This is a genomic window from Streptomyces sp. NPDC051909 (assembly GCF_040681095.1).
In the GTDB taxonomy this organism is placed as follows: domain Bacteria; phylum Actinomycetota; class Actinomycetes; order Streptomycetales; family Streptomycetaceae; genus Streptomyces.
Genome location: NZ_JBFAYA010000020.1, coordinates 45,219 through 64,168, shown reverse-complemented (window position 1 = coordinate 64,168; position 18,950 = coordinate 45,219). Strand labels below are relative to the sequence as shown.

The following is an 18,950-nucleotide window of genomic DNA, read 5'->3' as shown; positions in this document are numbered from 1 at the left end:
CTTTTCCCACAGCACGTCAGGCCACTGTAAGCCGGAGCTGTGCGTCCGCACCCCATTGTTTACTTCGGGCCAAACGGACACCCGTACCATGTCGCGGTGACCCACGCACCGCAGCCGCCGAACAGCCGCCGCCCCGTCCAGGTGGTCGCCCACCGCGGCGCCTCCGAGGACGCCCCCGAACACACGCTGGCCGCCTACATGAAGGCCATCGAGGACGGCGCCGACGCCCTGGAGTGCGACGTCCGGCTCACCGCCGACGGGCACCTCGTCTGCGTCCACGACCGGCGCGTCAACCGCACCTCCAACGGCAAGGGCGCCGTCTCCGCCCTGGAGCTCGCCGACCTCGCCGCACTCGACTTCGGCACCTGGAAGGGCCGTGACGAGGCGGGCGAGAGCCCTGACTGGGGCGACCCCGAGGCCACCTCCGTACTCACCCTGGAACGCCTCCTGGAGCTCGTCTCCGACGCCGGCCGCCGGATCGAGCTCGCCATCGAGACCAAGCACCCCACCCGCTGGGCGGGGCAGGTGGAGGAGAAGCTGCTCCAGCTCCTCGGCCGCTTCGGCCTCGCCGAGCCGGCCACGCCCGAGGACTCCCCGGTCCGCGTCATGAGCTTCTCGGCGCGTTCGCTGCACCGCATCGCCACCGCCTCGCCGACCATGCCGACCGTCTCGCTCTCCCAGTTCGTCACCCCGCGGCTGCGGGTCGGCGGGCTGCCGGCCGGCGCGCGGATCGCCGGGCCCTCGGTCCGGATCGTGCGGCACAACCCGGCGGTGATCCTGCGGCTCCAGAACGCCGGTCACCAGGTCCATGTGTGGACCGTGGACGATCCGGAGGACGTGGAGCTCTGCGTACGGCTCGGCGTGGACGCGATCATCACCAACCGGCCCAAGCAGGTCCTCGCCCACCTCGGCCGCGCCTGACCCCGCCGGCTCCACCCCCGAAACCGTGCGGTTACACCCCTTTTGCCCCAGCCTCCCCACGGGTGCGGGGTGTGCACCGGCGCGTTCGGGACGTACGCGATCGTCACGAGTGCGTCACCGGAGGCGTACTGGCCGGTTTCCGGTCCAGGCCATTGGGGCATTCACCACGTGGCGTGGGGCAAAGGAGGTCTCGGGGGTGGCGTTGGTGGTGGCACAGGAGGTGCCCACGTCGTCGAGCATGGCCGTACCCCATGGCCCTGCGGGCGTGGGTGCGGCGCGACACCGGATGCGGGAGCAGTTGAGCCGCAGCGGAATGGCCGAATCGGTCGTCGACGACGCGGTACTGATCCTTTCCGAATTGTTGAGCAATGCCTGTCGGCACGGCAGACCGCTGGGTTGTGCGGACGTGGGCGACGGAGACGTGCGAGCGGCCTGGAGCATCGACCGGTCCGGCGGACTCACGGTGGAGGTCACGGACGGCGGCGGTCCCACCCGTCCGGTTCCGGCCACCCCGTCGGTCACCGCGCGCGGCGGCCGCGGGCTGAACATCATCAGCGCGCTCGCCCAGGACTGGGGCGTACGGGACAGCGCGACCGGCGAGGTCACCGTCTGGGTGCAGGTCACCGGCGGCCACCGCGGCGAGGACTTCGCCGCCCGGGTCGGCGGCGGCTCCGGATTCGGTTTCCTCGACGCGTACGACGACCTGGAATGACGACCTGGAATGTCGGCCGGGGTGTACGCCAGGGTGCGTACGGCCAAGGTGTGTACGGCCGGATGTACGGCCACGGCGTGTACGGCCGGGTGTACGGCCACGGCGGGTACGGCCGGGTGTACGGGGCGGGCAGCAGCACGTAGCGACAGCATGTAGCGGCAACGAGGGGACAGGCGCCCCGCTCCCGCCCCTCCCGGGGGACGCCGCACCGGCATACCCGCGTCGCGCTCCCCGTACGGCTAGGCTCGCGCCGAGACAGCACCGCCGCGATCGGGAGAAAGCCACACCATGGCCAAGAAGCGCCCCCAGACGAAGCCCGGCAAGGCCGGCAGCACCGGCCAGGCACAGGTCACGAACGGGGAGATCCCGGTCGTCGGTGCGCGCGAGCCGTGCCCCTGCGGTTCCGGCCGCCGCTACAAGGCGTGTCACGGGCGGGCCGCCTCGCACGCCGCGACCGAGCTGGTCCAGCGGCCCTTCGAGGGGCTGCCGGGCGAGTGCGACTGGGTCGCCCTGCGCGAGCTGGTGCCCGCCGCGACCGTCCCGCTGACGCTCAAGGCCGGGCTGCCCGAGGGCGTGCCGTCGGTGACGCTCGCGACCGTGCTCCCGATGGCCTGGCCCGCGCTGCGCCGCGACGACGGCTCGGTGCTGCTCGCGCTGCAGAACGACTCGTCCTCCGGCGACCTCGCCCGCGACCTGGCCGACACGCTGGAGCGCGCCCTGGTGGCCGAGCCGGGCACGCCGGTCGAGCCCCGCCGCGTACCGGCGGAGGGTCCGCGACTTCAGGATCTGCTCGACGCCGACGGCGATTTTTCGCCTGTCGTGCACTCGGGATTCGAATTCTGGATTCCGGAGTCCGCGGACAATTCCAACCCCGAGGTCGCCGCCTCCCTGGAGCGGGCCAACGCCGCCGCCATCCCGACCGTGAAGCTGACCGGCGTGGACTCCGCCTACTGGTGCGAGACGCCGGACAAGAACCACCTGCGCTGGGTCATGCCGCACCCGGAGGAGAAGCTGCTCGACGCGCTCGCCCGGCTGCAGGCCGCCGGCGCCTCCTCGCTCGGCCCGGACACCCGTCTCGTCGGCTCCTTCCGGGCCCACGGGCTCATGGTGCCGGTGTGGGACCTGCCCACCACGATGACGGCGGAGGACTGCGAGAAGCCGGCCGCCGAGTTCGCCGAGCGGCTCGCGACGGCCCTCGCCTCGGACGCTCCGCTCACCACGGAGGAGCGCCGGGCGCGCGGCGGTCTCACCAACCGTCAGGTGACGCTCAGCTGATACCCGGGGTGGTATCCGTGACTGACAGACCGACCAGTCGGTGATGTCCGCCACAACCCCTCCTCGGAAGGGCGAAATCCCTGTCCGAATAACCGAGATCGAATTTGCGAACGGCCAATCTCTTGTTACCGTTCTTGAAGCCCGGTCGCTGGTGCATCCCCCGTCGCCAGCGACCGGGCGTTCTCATGCCCGGACACGGATGCCGTAACCGACACCGCCCCTGATCCGGAAGATCTTGATCCGTATTCTGCGGATCAAGAAGTGATCAACTGCTCTCCGGCTCCGCCGCGTTGCTCCCCGAGCGCAGCAGCAACGGCGCATTGCCGTTCTCGCCCGTTCCCGCGAACTCCGCGACCGCCGTGTACGCGTCGGCCGCGCCGCGGCTCCGCTCCCTCGGCGTCTCGCACGTCCCCGGCTCGTCCCGGGCCGCGATGGAGCAGCGCACCTGGACGGTCCGCCCGCCGGGCGCCATCAGGGTGAGGACGGCGTCGAGCTCCTGGCCCGTCGCGTTGCGGTAGTACGTACGCGCCCAGACGTCCGGGCCCTCGGCCACCACACAGGTCTGGGCCTCCACGCCGTCGGGCGAGGCGAGTTCGGGCCCGCAGCGGGTGACGGAGGGATCCGCCGCGGCCTCGGTACGGGACGGAGCCAGGTCGAGGCCCAGGTCCCGGAGCAGCCCCGTCGGCTTCGCGTCCCCGTCCCCGCGCACCCCGGCACCGTCGTCACCCGCCGGTCCCGCCGACGCCGCGACCGGCACCAGGACCGCGATCAGGACGGCGGCGCCGAGCCCCAGGGCGCGCAGGCGCGCGGGACCGATACGTGCCGGAGTCCTGCGCCCACTCTTGCGCCCCATGCTCGCTCCTCGGGAACGGATCCCGCTCGGGAACGGATCCTGCCCGCGAAGATATCCGCGGCCGGTGTGCTCCCGTCCGGCCACGCGCGCGTTTCTCCTGGATGGCGGGCCGTTCCACACCCGTTCGGGTGAACGCCCGCCCTGGGCGACCGCGTGAGACTCAGTACGCGAGGCTTGAGGCTCAGTACGCGAGCCGGCTGCCGCCCCCCGGCATGCTCGTGCTCGCCTCGACCAGCGCGTCCACGACCGCCTCCACGTCCGGCAGCCACGGCCGGGCCGAGCCCGCCAGCGGCGCGCGCTCCCAGCGCACCTGGCCGGTCCCGGTGGTCGAGGGCGGCAGCGGCAGATAGCCGCCGTCGCCGTGGAAGCGCAGCGAGGCGGGCACGCTGTCCTTGGTGTAGAGGAGTTCGCCGAGCCGTTCGAGGCTGTACGGGGCGACGAGGATCGCCCAGCGGGTGGGCGTGGCCACCACCGGGCCGAGGCGCATGCCCTGCGCGTCCAGCGCGGCGAGCGCGTGGGCGCCGGCGACGGCCGGGAGGCTGACCGCGCAGGGGGCGCGGCCGCCGGTGGCGAGGAGGACCGGGGCCTCGGGGCGCCGGGTCCACCACCAGCGGATCATGCGCGGGTCGGTGGTGGCCGCGAGCAGGCCCGGGTCGAGGGGGTGCGCGCCGGGCACGACGCACTGGGGGTCGGGACACGCGCAGCCCACCACGGCGGACAGCGGCCCGGCCCCGGACGCCGCCCCGGACACCATCCCGGGCGGCGGCGCGGTGAGGGCCCCCGACAGGGAGCCGGTGGCCACCGCCGCCCACAGCCCGCCGTTCCGCGCGCGCTCCCGCGTACGCCCGCGTGCGCCCGCCCGCGCCCCGCGGGCCCACCACGGCACCCTGCTCCGTACGACACCGGTGGCTTCTCCGGCGGCCGGCTCGACCCGCACCGCCTCGGCCCGCACCGGCTCGGCCCGCACCGCCTCGGCGGCCCGCACCGGCTCGACCTGCACCGACTCGTGCGCCGCATCGTCCACCCGCAGGCCCACGCCGGGCACCACCGGCCAGCCCCACTCGGTGCCGAACAGCAGCGCCGAGGCCCGCACATCCACCGTGCCCTGCGTGCCCTGCATGCCCTGCATGGCCTCCGCGCCCGCCCCGCGCTCACCGCGTCCGAACCGGAGCCTGCGTCGCCTTCCGAGGATCTCGCGCATGAGCGCTCGTTCCTTTCCGTTGAACGCCGAATCCACGCATCACAGGGATGTCACCCTACGTGGCGTTGCTTTCACCGTGCGTATCACTCGCGTACTCACTGCGCGTCCTGGCGCCGACGAGCCTTCGCCCGGCCCGTACGGGCGCTGCCTGCGGGCGCTCTCTGCGTGCGGCGGGCGTCCGGGCGGCGATCCTGCCGGAACACGTTCCCCGCCACTCGGGGTAGGGGTGCGGCCTGCGGTGATGAGGACGCTCGGGTTCCGCGTCCGTATTCAGGGGCGTCTCCAACTGCCCCTGCCCGTCACCGATTACGTACCCGTCACGCTCGAAATGACGCGCTTTCAAACGACGCCAGTCGACCGCAAATGGTGCACACCGAGGTCAATTTTCGGCCAACTTCCCCTAGTCTTCAACCCTCTCGCCGCATCCCACGGACACCAGAAATCCCGTGGTGACAATGCTGGACATCGATCCACATGTGCGTGTAGATGTGGATCGATGGGTAGCGGCGCAGAACGACTTGGGGGTTTGCGATGCTATTGCATGAAACGCGCAGGTCGGAAAGCGGAATGCCATGAGTACACCGCGTGCGCCGAAAGTGGCCGGAATCGATTCCACTGTTCCCTCTCCCCCGCACACTGCCGCCCCCACGGCGGCCCACACCGCGGCACCCTTCGGCGCGCCGCTCCCCCCGCCCGCCTCCGCCGTGGCCCTCCAGGACCGGCTGGCCGGCTGGGTCTCCGATCTCACCCTCCTCCACGAACTCACCGAGTCCCTGATCAGGACCGCCTCGCTCGACGGCGCACTGCGCGAGGTACTGCGCGCCGGAGCCGCCCTCGTCGGCGCCCGCCGCGGCATGGCCGTCCTCGAACCCGCCGACGGACAGGGCCCCGCCCTCACCGTCGGCCTCGGTCTCGCCCACGCCGAGCTCGGCACCATCGAGACCGTCCCGCGCAGCGTCACCTCGTACGGCCGGATCCTCGACGGACTCGACCCGCTCCCCGAGGGCGCGCTGCCCCGCCCCGTCGCCCACCCCGATCTGCGCTCCGAGGAGGACCTCGACCCGCGCCACCGCGAGGTCGCCGCCCGCCTCGGCTACGCCGCCAGCTACGCCCTGCCGCTCGCCACCGAGGAGGCCGGCAGGCTCGGCGCCGTCGTCTGGCTGTACGACGAGCCGGCCGAGCCCACCGAGCGGCAGCGCCACCTCATCGGGCTGTACGGCCGCTTCGCCACCGAGCAGCTGGCCCGTCTCCTGGAGGTCGAGCGGGCCCGCGTCCGGGTCGCCACCGTCGCCGAGGAGCTGCTGCCCAGCCGGCTCCCCCGGGTCCCCGGCGTGCAGCTCGCCGCCCGGCACCGCACCGGCCCGCGCGGCGGCGGCGACTGGTACGACGCGCTGCCGCTGCCCGACGGTGCCCTCGGCCTGGCCGTCGGCTCCGTCACGGGCAGCGGGCCGAGCGCGCTGGCCGCCATGGGCCGGCTGCGCGCCAGCCTCCGCGCGTACGCCGTGATGGAGGGCGAGGACCCGGTCGCCGTCCTCTCCGACCTGGAACTGCTGCTCCGCCTCACCGAGCCCGCCCGATCGGCCACCGCGCTCTTCGCCTTCTGCGAACCGGCCGCCCGCCGGATCGTGCTCGCCGGGGCCGGACACACCCCACCGCTGGTCATCGGCGAGCAGCGCACCGAGTACGTGGAGACCTCGCTGTCCGCACCGCTCGGCATGCTGTCCTGCTGGGAGGCGCCGAGCGTCGAGCTGTCGCCCGCCCCCGGAGAAACGGTGCTTCTCTACACCGACGGGCTGCTGCGGCGGACGGGCGACGCCATGGACCGGGCCTTCGCCCGGCTGCACGCCGCCGCGGCGAGCGTGCCCAAGGCGGACCGGTCCGATCCGGGCGCGGTCGCCGACCACGTGCTGCGCACCGTGCTGCCCGAGGGCCTGGACACGGGCGGGGCCGACGGCGAGGACGTGGTGCTGCTCGCCGCCCGCTTCGAGTGACGGCCGTTTCGAGTGACGGCCGTCAGCAAAAGCTGTCATGGGTCTAAGGCCTCTTGGCACCTGACCGCACGCCCGTACGATGGTGAAGGTTCAGTGTCGTACCAAGAGGAGGCAGACCCGTGGCCGAGGAGCTCACGACGGAGAACCCGGAGACCCCGGAGGAGTCCGAAGAGCAGGCGATCAAGCAGCGCAAGAACGGCCTCTACCGGGGCGTCTCCGACGAGCTCGCCGACAGCATGAAGTCCGGCTGGGCCGACACCGAGCTGCACGGCCTCGCCCCGATCGCCCAGGCCGCCCACACCGCCGCCCGCCGCGCCGCGCTGTCCGCGCGCTTCCCGGGCGAGCGCCTGGTGATCCCGGCCGGCAACCTGAAGACCCGGTCGAACGACACCGAGTACTCCTTCCGCGCCTCCACCGAGTACGCGTACCTCACCGGCGACCAGACGCAGGACGGCGTGCTCGTCCTGGAGCCCACCGCCGACGGCCACACCGCCACGATCTACCTCCTGCCGCGCTCCAACCGCGAGAACGGCGAGTTCTGGCTCGACGGCCAGGGCGAGCTGTGGGTCGGCCGCCGCCACTCCCTCGCCGAGGCGGAGCAGCTGCTCGGCATCCCCGCGCAGGACGTCCGCGAGCTGCCCGAGCAGCTCAAGGAGGCCACCGGCCCGGTCCGCGCCGTGCGCGGCCACGACGCCGGCATCGAGGCCGCCCTCACCGACAAGGTCACCGCCGAGCGCGACGAGGAGCTGCGGGTCTTCCTCTCCGAGGCCCGCCTCGTGAAGGACGCCTTCGAGGTCGCCGAGCTGGAGAAGGCGTGCGCCTCGACCGCCCGCGGCTTCGAGGACGTCGTCAAGGTCCTCGACAAGGCGCAGGCCACCAGCGAGCGCTACATCGAGGGCACCTTCTTCCTGCGCGCCCGCGTCGAGGGCAACGACGTCGGCTACGGCACCATCGCCGCCGCCGGCCCGCACGCCTGCACCCTGCACTGGGTCCGCAACGACGGCCCGGTCCGCTCCGGCGACCTGCTGCTGCTCGACGCCGGCGTGGAGACCACCGAGCTCTACACCGCCGACGTCACCCGCACCCTGCCGATCAACGGCCGGTTCACGGAGATCCAGCGCAAGGTCTACGACGCCGTGTACGAGGCGCAGGAGGCCGGCATCGCCGCGGTGAAGCCGGGCGCCGGCTACCGCGACTTCCACGACGCCGCGCAGCGCGTGCTCGCCGAGAAGCTCGTCGAGTGGGGCCTGGTCGAGGGCCCGGTGGAGCGCGTCCTGGAGCTCAGCCTCCAGCGCCGCTGGACCCTGCACGGCACCGGTCACATGCTCGGCATGGACGTCCACGACTGCGCCGCCGCGCGCACCGAGGCGTACGTCGACACGACCCTGGAGCCGGGCATGTGCCTGACCGTCGAGCCGGGGCTCTACTTCCAGGCCGACGACCTGACCGTGCCGGAGGAGTACCGGGGCATCGGCGTCCGGATCGAGGACGACATCCTCGTCACCGAGGACGGCAACCGGAACCTCTCCGACCAGCTGCCGCGCCGCTCGGACGAGGTCGAGGCGTGGATGGCCGGCCTGCAGGGCTGACCTCTCCCGTACGTACGAGGGGCCCTCGCCGGCATCGGTCGGCGGGGGCCCCTCGCGCTCAGTGCTCACGCGTTCACGTGCTCACGTCAGCGCGAGCGGCGCGTCCGCGCGCCACTTGAGCAGCTTGTCGAAGCTGACGAGCGCGCCGCCGCGGCCGGTCCGGCCGAAGTGGACGTGGTCGGCGAGCTCCTCGATCAGACGCAGGCCGCGCCCGTTCTCGGCGTCGGGGGTCGCCGCGAGAGCGGGAGGGGCGGCGGAGAAGCCGGGACCCGAGTCGGCCACCTCGATCCGGCAGGTCTCGCCGTCCAGGTAGGCGGTGACGCGGTACGCCTCCGAGGTCCGGCCGCCCCGGCCTGCGACGGCCCCGCCGTGCTCGACGGCGTTCGCGCAGGCCTCCGTGAGGGCCACCGACAGCTCGTACGACACGTCCGGATCCACCCCGGCCGTCTCCATCGTGCCGAGCAGCAGGCGTCGCGCGAGCGGGACGCTCGCGGCCTCGCGCCGCAGATGCAGGGACCACCAGATGCTCATGCTCCAGCCTCCTGGCTGCGGCTCGACATGCTGCGGCACGACATACCGATACGTATTGCCGGACGAGGTGGTCCATAAGCCCCCTCGGACCGCAACAGCGCCCGTTCGGCGGATGCGGGGATCCGTGCAGCGGTGTATGTCGCCTCAAGGCTCCCAAGGGTGATGTTCCGGACCTGCCGTATGGAGGGGGTGGGCCTGGTGCGATGATGGCCCCGCCATGTCTGCCCCCGCGCTCGCACCACGTCTGCTGAGGGCCGCGGTGTTCACCGCGGTCTGCGTCGTGCTGTCCGGGCTCGGCCACGCGCTGGCCGCCTGTGCGGGGATCGCTTTGTGGTCGCTGGTCGCCGGTTTCCTCGGCGTCTTCGGGATCATCGTGCTCTTCACGGGCCGGGAGCGCTCGCTGCCCGCGATCGTGACCGCGCTCGCCACCGGACAGCTCGCCCTGCACGCCCTGTTCGGGCTCGGCCAGCGCCGGCTCGTGACGGGCCCCCAGGCCGACGAGGCACTCCTGCGGCTCGCGGCCAAACTGGTCTGCGGGGGCGGCGCCTCCACGCTCAGCCCCGCCGACGCGGCCCGGATCGTCAGCGACGCCGGGCTCGCCCCCGTCGCCCCGGCCGGCGGCGTGCACGCGCACCTGACCGGGATGGCGGACGCGGCGGCCGGCCAGACCGGTCTCGCCTCGCTCGTCCCCAGCCTGCCGATGCTGCTCGGCCACCTGCTCGCCGCGCTCGCGACCGGCTGGCTGCTGCGCCGGGGCGACCTCGCCCTCGGCCGGCTCACCACGCTCTCCGCGCGGGGTGCCGTCGAGCTCGCCGAGTGCGCGCTCGTCCGCTCGCTGCGCGGCGCGCTCGCGCTCGTACGGGCGCTGCTCGCCGGGCTGCCGGGCGCTCCGGCCACCGGGCCGCGCGGCCCGTCCCGTACCGCCGCCGACTCCTCGCCGCCGCCGGTGGCCGAGGCACTTCAGCACACGGTGATCAGGCGCGGCCCGCCGGCCGCCACCCGCTGCGTGCTCGCAGCCTGACGCGGACCGCTCCAGCCACATCGAGAGACCTCGGGGGGCGGGTCCGCAGCGTCCGCGCCCGCGCGCGGACCGCACCCACCCGTCACTCGTGCCTCTCGTCCTCTTCCGGTCTTCCGGTCCTCCGGTCCTCCGAGAGGCACCTCTCCCATGAGCTGGAGTGTCTCCGTCATGAGCGTTTCCCGTAGCTTCCTCGCCCGCGCCGCCGTCGCCGGTGGTGTCGCCGCCTCCTCCGTCCTGCTGCTCGCCGGCGCCGCCTCCGCGCACGTGAGCGTGCAGCCCGTCGGCCAGGCGGCCAAGGGCGGCTACGCGACCGTCAACGTGAAGGTGCCGAACGAGCGCGACAACGCCTCGACCGTCAAGGTCGAGGTCAACTTCCCGACCGACCACCCGCTGGCCTCCGTGATGCCGCAGCCGGTGCCCGGCTGGAAGGTCGAGGTCACCAAGGCCAAGCTGGCCAAGCCGCTGGAGCTGCACGGCAAGAAGATCGACCAGGCCGTCGCCAAGGTCACCTGGACCGCCGACGGTTCGAAGATCGGCCCCGGCCAGTTCCAGCAGTTCCCGCTCTCCCTCGGCCGGCTGCCCGAGGACACCGACTCGCTCGTGCTCAAGGCGATCCAGACCTACGACAACAACGAGGTCGTGCGCTGGATCGAGGAGCCCAAGGAGGGCGCCGCCGAGCCCGAGAGCCCGGCACCGGTCCTGAAGCTGTCCGCCGCGTCCGACGCCCACCACGGCGGTGCCGCGCCGGCCACCCCTGCCGCCGACACCAAGGACGGCGCGCACGAGGCGGCCGCCGACTCGACCGACACCGCGGCCCGCGTACTCGGCGCGGTCGGCATCCTCGTGGGTGTCGCCGGAATCGCCTTCGGCGTCCTGGCCGGACGCCGCCGGTCGGCCTGACGGCCCTCCCCCTCACCGAAGGAATCACCATGTCCGACAAGAACTCCGGCGAGAACTCCGGCAACAAGGACGGCGGCCGCCCCGGCCGCCGGGCCCCGTTGATCATCTCCGCGGTCGCGATCGTCGCCGCCATCGGCGTCACCGCGGCCGTGGGCCTCGGCGGTGGCGACGACACGACGGCCGGCACCGGCGCGGGCACGGTCGCCGAGGTCTCCGGCGGCTCCGACAACACCAAGGCCGCCACGGTCCTCGACCGGCCCTTCACCAAGCCCGACCTGGTGCTCACCGACAGCAAGGGCGAGAAGTTCGACCTGCGCAAGCGCACCAAGGGCAAGCCGACCCTGCTCTACTTCGGCTACACCCACTGCCCGGACGTCTGCCCGCTGACGATGAGCAACATCGCCATCGCCCGCAAGGCGCTTCCCCAGGCCGACCAGGACAAGCTCCAGGTCGTCTTCGTCACCACCGACCCGGAGCGGGACACCGCCGCCGAGCTCGGCAAGTGGCTGCCCGCCGCCGGCGACCCGTCCTTCACCGGACTCACCGGCGACTTCTCGGCCATCCAGGCCGGGGCCCGTTCCATCGGCATCGGCATCGACCCGCCCAAGAAGGAGAAGGACGGCTCCGTCGTCTCCATGCACGGCGCCCAGGTGATCGCGTTCTCGCCGACCACCGACCAGGGCTATGTGCTCTACGGCGAGGACACCACGTCCGACCAGTACGCCGCCGATCTGCCGAAGCTCATCAAGGGGGAGAACCCGTGAACCGCCGCACCACCGCCCTGTCCGCCGCCACCGCTCTGGCCGTCTCCCTCGCGCTGGGCCTGACGGGCTGTTCGTCGGACGACGTCACCGCCGACAACGCCAAGGGCAAGCCGAAGCTGGAGGTCAGCGGTGCGTTCATGCCCCAGCCCGTGATGGACATGGCCGGCGGCTTCCTCACCATCAAGAACGACAGCGCCACCGCCGACAAGCTCCTGTCCGTCACCAGCGGTCTCTCGGACGACATCCAGATCCACGAGACGAAGAACCAGAAGATGCAGCAGGTGACGTCCTTCGACATCCCCGCGAACGGCGAGCTCAAGCTCGAACGCGGCGGCAGCCACATCATGTTCATGGGCATCAAGCAGAAGCCCAAGCAGGGGGACAAGGTCGACATCGAGCTCCACTTCGAGAAGTCCGACCCCATCAAGGTCACGCTTCCCGTCGAGGCGCCCAACCACAACCCGAAGCAGCACTGAGCTCGTTGAGGGAGTGACACACACGATGGCAACCACCGCCCCGCGCCTCGGGCCGGCCCCCGGACGGGGACACGTTCTCGTCCGGCTGCTGCTCGTCGCCGCCGCCCTGCTCGGCGCCCTGCTCGCCGGTGCGGGCCCCGCGTCCGCGCACGCGGCGCTGACCGGCAGCGACCCGCAGGACGGGGCGGTGGTCGCCACCGCCCCCAAGGAGGTCAACCTGACCTTCTCGGAGGAGGTCGCCATGAGCGACGACTCCATCCGGGTCCTCGACCCGGCCGGGAAGCGGGTCGACACCGGCGAGATACAGAACCTGTGCAGCGGCTCGGTCGTCCGCTACGGCGTCACGCTGCTGCCCGGACTGCCCGACGGCACCTACACCGTGGCCTGGCAGACCGTGTCCGCCGACAGCCACCCCGTCTCCGGCGCCTTCACCTTCTCCGTCGGCGCCCCCTCCACGACCTCCGTCGTCCTGCCCGACACCCCCATCGGCGGCGGCCTGGTCGGCACGCTCTACGGGATCGCGCGCTACCTCTCGTACGCCGGTTTCGTCGTCCTCGTCGGCGGCGGGGCCTTCGTCCTGGCCTGCTGGCCGCGCGGTGCCGCCGTGCGCCCGGTGCAGCGGCTCGTGGTCCGGGGCTGGCTGACACTGACCGCGGCCACCCTGGCGCTGCTGCTGCTCCGCCACCCGTACACCAAGACCGGCAGGCTCGGCGACGTCTTCGACCTGGGCGGGCTCCGGGCCGTCCTGGAGACCAAGACCGGCGCCGCGCTCTCCTCCCGGCTACTGCTGCTCGGCGCCGCCGCGCTGTTCGTCGCCGTGCTGTTCGGCGCCTACGCCCGGCGCCGCGACGAGAAGGAGCACAAGGACCTCGCCTTCGGCCTCGCCCTCGGCGGCACCGTCGTCGCGGCCGGCATCGCCGGTACGTGGGCGCTGGCCGAGCACGCCTCGACCGGGCTGCAGCCGGGCATCGCGATGCCGGTCGACATCCTGCACCTGCTGGCCGTCGCCGCCTGGCTCGGCGGACTCACCGCCCTGCTCGTCGCGCTCTACCGGGCGCCCTCGGTCGAGCGGTCCGCCGTCGAGCGCTACTCGAACCTGGCCTTCGGCTCGGTCGTCGTCCTCGCCGCCACGGGGATCTACCAGACCTGGCGGCAGGTCGGCACCTGGTCGGCCCTGACCGGCACCCGGTACGGACAGCTGCTCCTGGTCAAGGTCGGCCTGGTGGCCGTCCTGATCGGCATCGGGTGGGTGTCGCGGAGGTGGGTGCGGCGGCTCGCGGAGCGGCCGGCGGGAGCCGAGGACGACGACCTGCCCGACGCGGACGAGACTTCCGACGCGGACGAGACTTCCGTCGAGGACGCGGCCGACGAGCCGGACGCCGAGCGGGCCGCGCAGCTCGCCCGGCAGCGGGCCGCCGTCGCCACCGCGCGGCGGAAGAAGGCGCGGGACGCCGACCCCGAGCGGGCCGGGCTGCGCCGCTCGGTGCTCACCGAGGCCGCCGTGGCCGTCGTCCTGCTCGCCGTGACGACCGTGCTCACCTCCACCGAGCCCGCCCGTACCGAGGAGGAGGCGGGGCGGGGCCGCGCCGCCGCCGGCCCCGCCGCGGTGCCGAACCGCCCGATCGACGTCCGGCTGCCCTTCGACACCGGCGGCACGGACGGCAAGGGCACCGTGCAGCTCACCCTGGACCCCGGGCGTACGGGCGCCAACGCGCTGCACCTCTATGTGCTGCGGCCGAACGGCCGGGCGCTCGACGTACCCGAGGTGAAGGTCTCCTTCACCCTCAAGGCGAAGGACATCGGCCCGCTGCCGGTGCTGCCCGACCGCATCCAGACCGGACACTGGACGGCGAGCGGCGTCCAGCTGCCGATGGCGGGCGAGTGGCTGATGCAGGTCACCGTCCGTACCTCCGAGATCGACCAGACCACCATCGAGAAGAACGTGAAGATCGGCTGAGCCCGTGAGCGACAACAATCTTGAGATCTCCCGCCGACGAGTGCTCGGCACCGTGGGCGCGGCCGGTGCCGCCGGACTGGTGATCGGCGCGGCCGGCGGCGCCGGCATCTCCGCGGCCGTGTCCGGAGACGGCTCCGAGACCGGCAAGGCCGGCTCCGGGGGTTCGCCGGCGCTCACCACGGTCGGGGCGACCGAGGTGATGTTTCACGGGAAACATCAGGCGGGGATCACCACTCCGCTTCAGTCCCGGGGCCATCTGATCGCCTTCGACCTCGCGCCGGGCGCGGGCCGCAAGGAGGCCGCCGCGCTGCTTCGCCGCTGGTCGGCCACGGCGAAGGCGCTGATGGCGGGCCGGACGGCGACCGGGGACACCGGGATCGCGCTGGACGCCGGCCCGTCCTCCCTGACGGTGACCTTCGGCTTCGGACGTACCTTCTTCGACCGCACCGGTCTCACCGCGCGGCGCCCCGCCCAGCTCGATCCGCTGCCCCCCTTCTCTTCGGACGCGCTCGACCCGAAGCGTTCGGAAGGCGATCTGTGGGTGCAGATCGGGGCGGACGACGCGCTGGTCGCCTTCCACGCGCTGCGCGCGCTCCAGAAGGACGCGGGTGACGCGGCCCGGGTGCGCTGGCAGATGAACGGCTTCAACCGCTCGGCCGGCGCCACCGCCCGCCCGATGACCGCCCGCAACCTGATGGGTCAGGTCGACGGCACCAACAACCCCAAGCCGGCCGACCCCGACTTCGACCGGCGGATCTTCGTGCCCGGGTCCTCCGCGTCCGACTGGATGGCGGGCGGCTCGTACGCGGTCGTCCGGCGGATCCGGATGCTGCTCGACGACTGGGAGCGCCTGTCCCTGGACAAGCAGGAGAAGGTGATCGGGCGGCGGAAGTCGGACGGCGCGCCGCTGTCCGGCGGGAGCGAGACCACCCCGCTGGACCTGAACAAGATGGGTCCGGACGGCAAGACCGTCATCCCCGACAACGCCCATGCCCGGATCTCCGCCCCCGCACAGAATGGCGGGGCGGCGATGCTGCGCCGGCCGTTCTCCTTCCACGACGGGATCGCGGCGGACGGCACCCCCGACGCCGGGCTGCTCTTCGTCTGCTGGCAGGCCGATCCGCTGCGCGGCTTCGTGCCGGTGCAGCGCAAGCTCGACCGGGGCGACGCCCTGTCGCCGTTCCTGCGGCACGAGGCGAGCGGTCTGTTCGCGGTGCCGGGCGGGCCGGCGGAGGGCGAGTACGTGGGGCAGCGGCTGCTGGAGGCGTAGCCACCTGCTGCGGGCGTGGCGGGCCCGGTGGAGACGGAGCGCGCCCGCTTGCTCCAAGGCCTCCATTAGGGTGACCGTATGTCCGCCAACCGGTATACGTATCTCGGTCCCGAAGGCACTTTCACCGAGGCCGCGCTGCGTACGCTGCCCGAGGCCGCCACGCGGGAACTCGTCCCGATGGTCTCGGTCCCGGCCGCGCTCGACGCCGTGCGCAACGGCGACGCGGCCGCGGCGCTCGTGCCGATCGAGAACTCGGTCGAGGGTGGCGTGACCGCGACCCTCGACGAGCTGGCCTCGGGCAAGCCGCTGATGATCTACCGCGAGGTGCTGCTCCCGATCGCCTTCGCCCTGCTCGTACGGCCGGGGACGAAGCTGTCGGAGATCAAGACCGTCACCGGGCATCCGGTGGCCCAGCCGCAGGTGCGGAACTGGCTGCGGGCCCATCTTCCGGACGCGGTGTGGGAGTCGGCCGCGTCCAACGCGGACGGCGCCCGGCTCGTCCAGGAGGGCCGTTTCGACGCGGCCTTCGCGGGCGAGTTCGCGGCGGCCACATACGGTCTCGAGCCCCTGGTCACCGAGATCCACGACGCCGAGAACGCGGAGACGCGTTTCGTGCTCGTGGGCCGGCCGGCCCGGCCGGCGGCGCCGACCGGCGCGGACAAGACCTCGGTGGTGCTGTGGCTCGGTGACGACCACCCGGGTGCGCTGCTCGAACTCCTCCAGGAATTCGCGGTGCGCGGGGTGAACCTGATGCTGATCCAGTCGCGCCCGACCGGCGCGGGCATCGGCAACTACTGCTTCGCCGTCGACGCGGAGGGCCATATCGCGGACCGGCGGGTCGGCGAGGCGCTGATGGGGCTCAAGCGGATCTGCCCGAAGGTGCGGTTCCTCGGCTCGTACCCGCGCGCCGGCGTGGCGGTGGAGGACGTCCGGCCGCTGCGGCGCGGGACGACGGACACCGAGTTCACCGAGGCCTCCGACTGGCTCGCCCGGGCCCAGGACGGGCGGGCCTGAGTCCGGCCGGAGTCCCGGCCGGAGTTATCCACAGGCCCGCTCCTCGACCTGGGGACAAGTCGACAAGACCGGTCACGCAGGTCGACAAATCGTCGTCACCCCAGGTCCGGGGGCCCACACTTTGGGGCGAGCGATTCCCACTCGAAGGAGTGGGAAAATGCGGGAAAGATCGACGGCCCGTATTCGTCCACAGATCTTTCGCACAGCCTGTGGATAACTCACCCTCGCTGTGCAGAACTATGCAGGAACTCCGGAACGAGTAATTCACCGGAAAGCAAAGCAATTCGGGCAAAGTGACACGCAACCCTATATCGGGTAGGGCCCTCCCGGCCGCACCGGTAGCCTGGTGGGGTGATTGACCTTCGCCTGCTCCGTGAGGACCCCGACCGTGTTCGCGCCTCCCAGCGCGCCCGTGGAGAGGACGTCGGCCTCGTCGACGCCCTGCTCTCCGCCGATGAGCGGCGCAGGTCGTCCGGCGTCCGCTTCGATGAACTCCGTTCCGAGCAGAAGTCGCTCGGCAAGCTGATCCCCAAGGCCTCCCCCGAGGAGCGCGCCGAGCTGCTGCAGAAGGCAGAACAGCTCAAGGTCGACGTGAAGGCCGCGGAGGCCGAGCAGAACGAGGCCGACGAGACGGCCCGCACCCTGCTCCTCCAGCTCGGCAACATCGTCCACCAGGACGTGCCGGTCGGCGGCGAGGAGGACTTCGTCGTCCTGGAGACCCACGGCACCATCCGCGACTTCGCGGCCGAGGGCTTCGAGCCCAAGGACCACCTGGAGCTCGGCGAGGCGCTCGGCGCCATCGACGTCGAGCGCGGTGCCAAGGTCTCCGGTTCGCGCTTCTACTACCTGACCGGCGTCGGCGCGCTGCTCGAGCTCGCGCTCGTCAACGCGGCGATCGCGCAGGCCACCGAGGCCGGCTTCGTCCCGATGCTCACCCCGGCCCTGGTCCGCCCGCGCGCCATGGAGGGCACCGGCTTCCTCGGCCAGGCCGCGGAGAACGTGTACCACCTGGAGAAGGACGACTTCTACCTGGTCGGCACCTCCGAGGTCCCGCTCGCCGCGTACCACATGGACGAGATCATCGAGGCCGACAAGCTGCCCCTGCGGTACGCCGGCTTCTCGCCGTGCTTCCGCCGCGAGGCCGGCACGTACGGCAAGGACACCCGCGGCATCTTCCGCGTCCACCAGTTCGACAAGGTCGAGATGTTCTCGTACGTCGCGCCGGAGGACGCCGAGGCCGAGCACAAGCGGCTGCTCGACTGGGAGAAGCAGTGGCTGACCTCCCTGGAGCTGCCGTTCCAGGTGATCGACGTCGCCACCGGCGACCTGGGCGCCTCCGCCTCCCGCAAGTTCGACTGCGAGGCGTGGATCCCGACCCAGGGCAAGTACCGCGAGCTGACCTCGGCCTCCAACTGCGACGGCTTCCAGGCCCGCCGCCTGTCCGTCCGCATGCGCGACGACAAGGACGGCAAGAAGGTCGTGCAGCCGCTGGCCACGCTGAACGGCACGCTGTGCGCCGTCCCGCGCACCATCGTGGCGATCCTGGAGAACCACCAGCTGGCCGACGGCTCGGTGCGGGTGCCCGAGGTCCTGCGCCCCTACCTCGGCGGGCGCGAGGTCCTGGAGCCGATCTCCAAGTGAGCGCCGCCTTCCCCTACCGCCTGGTCGCGACGGACCTCGACGGGACGCTGCTGCGGCCCGACGAGTCCGTCTCGGACCGGACGCGCGAGGCGCTGGCCGCGGCGACCGCGGCCGGCGCGGCGCACATCGTCGTGACCGGGCGGGCCGTGCCCTGGACCCGGCACATCCTCGACGACCTCGGCTACGAGGGGATCGCGGTGTGCGGGCAGGGCGCGCAGGTCTACCACGCCGGCGAGCACCGGCTGCTGACCTCGCTGACCCTCGACCGGCAGCTCGCCGGGCTCGCGCTCTCCAAGATCGAGGCGGAGGTCGGGCCGCTGGCCCTGGCCGCCAGCCGCGACGGCCTGGAGGGCGAGGTCCTGATCGGCCCCGGCTACCGGACCCAGGACGGGCCGCTGCCGTACGTGCCGTACGAGGACCCGGCCGAGCTGTGGGCGGCGCCGCTCACCAAGCTCTACATCCAGCACCCGCTGATGAGCGACGACGAGCTGACCCGGCTCGCCCGGGAGATCGTCGGCGGTCTCGTCGACGTCGTCATGGCCGGTCCGGGCATCGTGGAGATCGTGCCGCTCGGCCTCAGCAAGGCGACCGGGCTCTCGCTCGCCGCGCGCCGGCTCGGCGTGAAGGCCGCGGAGACCATCGCCTTCGGCGACATGCCCAACGACATCCCGATGTTCGGCTGGGCGGCCCGCGGTGTGGCCATGGCCAATGCCCACGAGCAGCTGAAGGCGGTGGCCGACGAGGTCACCGGCTCCAACGAGGAGGACGGCATCGCCGTCGTCCTGGAGCGGCTGCTCGGCGCGTAAGTCCGGGGATCGGTACGAGGAGCGGGGC

18 protein-coding genes are annotated in these 18,950 nt (G+C 72.5%); 15 read left to right on the top strand and 3 right to left on the bottom strand.

Going from position 1 to position 18,950, the window contains the following annotated elements:
* Window positions 1–96: 96 nt before the first annotated feature.
* The 4 genes from AB0M18_RS27675 to AB0M18_RS27660 all read left to right on the top strand — a co-directional run bounded on the left by AB0M18_RS27675 (window position 97) and on the right by AB0M18_RS27660 (window position 2,908).
* A complete protein-coding gene (locus AB0M18_RS27675; RefSeq protein WP_365762605.1) occupies window positions 97–921 on the top strand; it encodes a glycerophosphodiester phosphodiesterase in 825 nt (274 codons plus the stop codon).
* 109 nt (window positions 922–1,030) lie between these two features.
* The gene (locus AB0M18_RS27670; RefSeq protein WP_365762603.1) at window positions 1,031–1,633 is read left to right on the top strand and encodes an ATP-binding protein; all 603 of its coding nucleotides are present in this window, start codon (window positions 1,031–1,033) and stop codon (window positions 1,631–1,633) included.
* Window positions 1,630–1,776 (top strand): hypothetical protein, encoded by a 147-nt coding sequence (locus AB0M18_RS27665; protein ID WP_365762600.1) that lies wholly within the window; start codon window positions 1,630–1,632, stop codon window positions 1,774–1,776. The genes AB0M18_RS27670 and AB0M18_RS27665 overlap by 4 nt, the downstream gene beginning before the upstream one ends.
* A gap of 145 nt (window positions 1,777–1,921) precedes the next feature.
* Window positions 1,922–2,908 (top strand): DUF5926 family protein, encoded by a 987-nt coding sequence (locus tag AB0M18_RS27660; RefSeq protein WP_365762598.1) that lies wholly within the window; start codon window positions 1,922–1,924, stop codon window positions 2,906–2,908.
* 265 nt (window positions 2,909–3,173) lie between these two features.
* On the opposite strand, the gene AB0M18_RS27655 is transcribed toward AB0M18_RS27660, so the two are convergent.
* Both AB0M18_RS27655 and AB0M18_RS27650 read right to left on the bottom strand, forming a co-directional pair.
* Complete coding sequence (locus AB0M18_RS27655; protein ID WP_365762596.1) at window positions 3,174–3,761, bottom strand: hypothetical protein; 588 nt, start codon at window positions 3,759–3,761, stop codon at window positions 3,174–3,176.
* 181 nt (window positions 3,762–3,942) lie between these two features.
* Window positions 3,943–4,515 (bottom strand): bifunctional DNA primase/polymerase, encoded by a 573-nt coding sequence (locus tag AB0M18_RS27650; RefSeq protein ID WP_365762726.1) that lies wholly within the window; start codon window positions 4,513–4,515, stop codon window positions 3,943–3,945.
* Window positions 4,516–5,534: 1,019 nt separating this feature from the next.
* On the opposite strand from AB0M18_RS27650, the gene AB0M18_RS27645 reads away from it, so the two are divergent.
* Entirely contained in the window at window positions 5,535–6,953 is a 1,419-nt protein-coding gene (locus AB0M18_RS27645) for a PP2C family protein-serine/threonine phosphatase (protein ID WP_365762594.1), read from the top strand.
* A 119-nt stretch (window positions 6,954–7,072) separates the two neighbouring features.
* Window positions 7,073–8,542 (top strand): aminopeptidase P family protein, encoded by a 1,470-nt coding sequence (locus AB0M18_RS27640; protein ID WP_365762592.1) that lies wholly within the window; start codon window positions 7,073–7,075, stop codon window positions 8,540–8,542.
* An 81-nt stretch (window positions 8,543–8,623) separates the two neighbouring features.
* On the opposite strand, the gene AB0M18_RS27635 is transcribed toward AB0M18_RS27640, so the two are convergent.
* Window positions 8,624–9,073, bottom strand: coding sequence for an ATP-binding protein (locus tag AB0M18_RS27635; RefSeq protein ID WP_365762590.1), 450 nt, complete (start codon window positions 9,071–9,073; stop codon window positions 8,624–8,626).
* Window positions 9,074–9,290: 217 nt separating this feature from the next.
* Between AB0M18_RS27635 and AB0M18_RS27630 the strand changes: the two genes are divergently transcribed.
* The 9 genes from AB0M18_RS27630 to AB0M18_RS27590 all read left to right on the top strand — a co-directional run bounded on the left by AB0M18_RS27630 (window position 9,291) and on the right by AB0M18_RS27590 (window position 18,922).
* Window positions 9,291–10,094 (top strand): hypothetical protein, encoded by an 804-nt coding sequence (locus AB0M18_RS27630; protein WP_365762588.1) that lies wholly within the window; start codon window positions 9,291–9,293, stop codon window positions 10,092–10,094.
* Window positions 10,095–10,262: 168 nt separating this feature from the next.
* Entirely contained in the window at window positions 10,263–10,994 is a 732-nt protein-coding gene (locus AB0M18_RS27625; RefSeq protein WP_365762586.1) for a YcnI family protein, read from the top strand.
* A 29-nt stretch (window positions 10,995–11,023) separates the two neighbouring features.
* Entirely contained in the window at window positions 11,024–11,758 is a 735-nt protein-coding gene (locus tag AB0M18_RS27620) for an SCO family protein (protein WP_365762584.1), read from the top strand.
* Complete coding sequence (locus AB0M18_RS27615; RefSeq protein ID WP_365762582.1) at window positions 11,755–12,234, top strand: copper chaperone PCu(A)C; 480 nt, start codon at window positions 11,755–11,757, stop codon at window positions 12,232–12,234. Before AB0M18_RS27620 ends, AB0M18_RS27615 begins: the two co-directional genes overlap by 4 nt.
* Before the next feature lie 25 nt (window positions 12,235–12,259).
* Window positions 12,260–14,191, top strand: a complete 1,932-nt coding sequence (locus tag AB0M18_RS27610; protein ID WP_365762580.1) for a copper resistance protein CopC — start codon at window positions 12,260–12,262, stop codon at window positions 14,189–14,191.
* 4 nt (window positions 14,192–14,195) lie between these two features.
* Complete coding sequence (gene efeB / locus AB0M18_RS27605) at window positions 14,196–15,461, top strand: iron uptake transporter deferrochelatase/peroxidase subunit (RefSeq protein ID WP_365762578.1); 1,266 nt, start codon at window positions 14,196–14,198, stop codon at window positions 15,459–15,461.
* 78 nt (window positions 15,462–15,539) lie between these two features.
* Window positions 15,540–16,475 (top strand): prephenate dehydratase, encoded by a 936-nt coding sequence (gene pheA, locus AB0M18_RS27600; protein ID WP_365762576.1) that lies wholly within the window; start codon window positions 15,540–15,542, stop codon window positions 16,473–16,475.
* Between the two features lie 351 nt (window positions 16,476–16,826).
* Complete coding sequence (serS, locus tag AB0M18_RS27595; protein WP_365762574.1) at window positions 16,827–18,116, top strand: serine--tRNA ligase; 1,290 nt, start codon at window positions 16,827–16,829, stop codon at window positions 18,114–18,116.
* Window positions 18,113–18,922 carry an HAD family hydrolase gene (locus tag AB0M18_RS27590; RefSeq protein ID WP_365762572.1) on the top strand — a complete coding sequence of 270 codons (810 nt, stop codon included), beginning with the start codon at window positions 18,113–18,115 and terminating at the stop codon, window positions 18,920–18,922. Before serS ends, AB0M18_RS27590 begins: the two co-directional genes overlap by 4 nt.
* Window positions 18,923–18,950 lie beyond the last annotated feature (28 nt).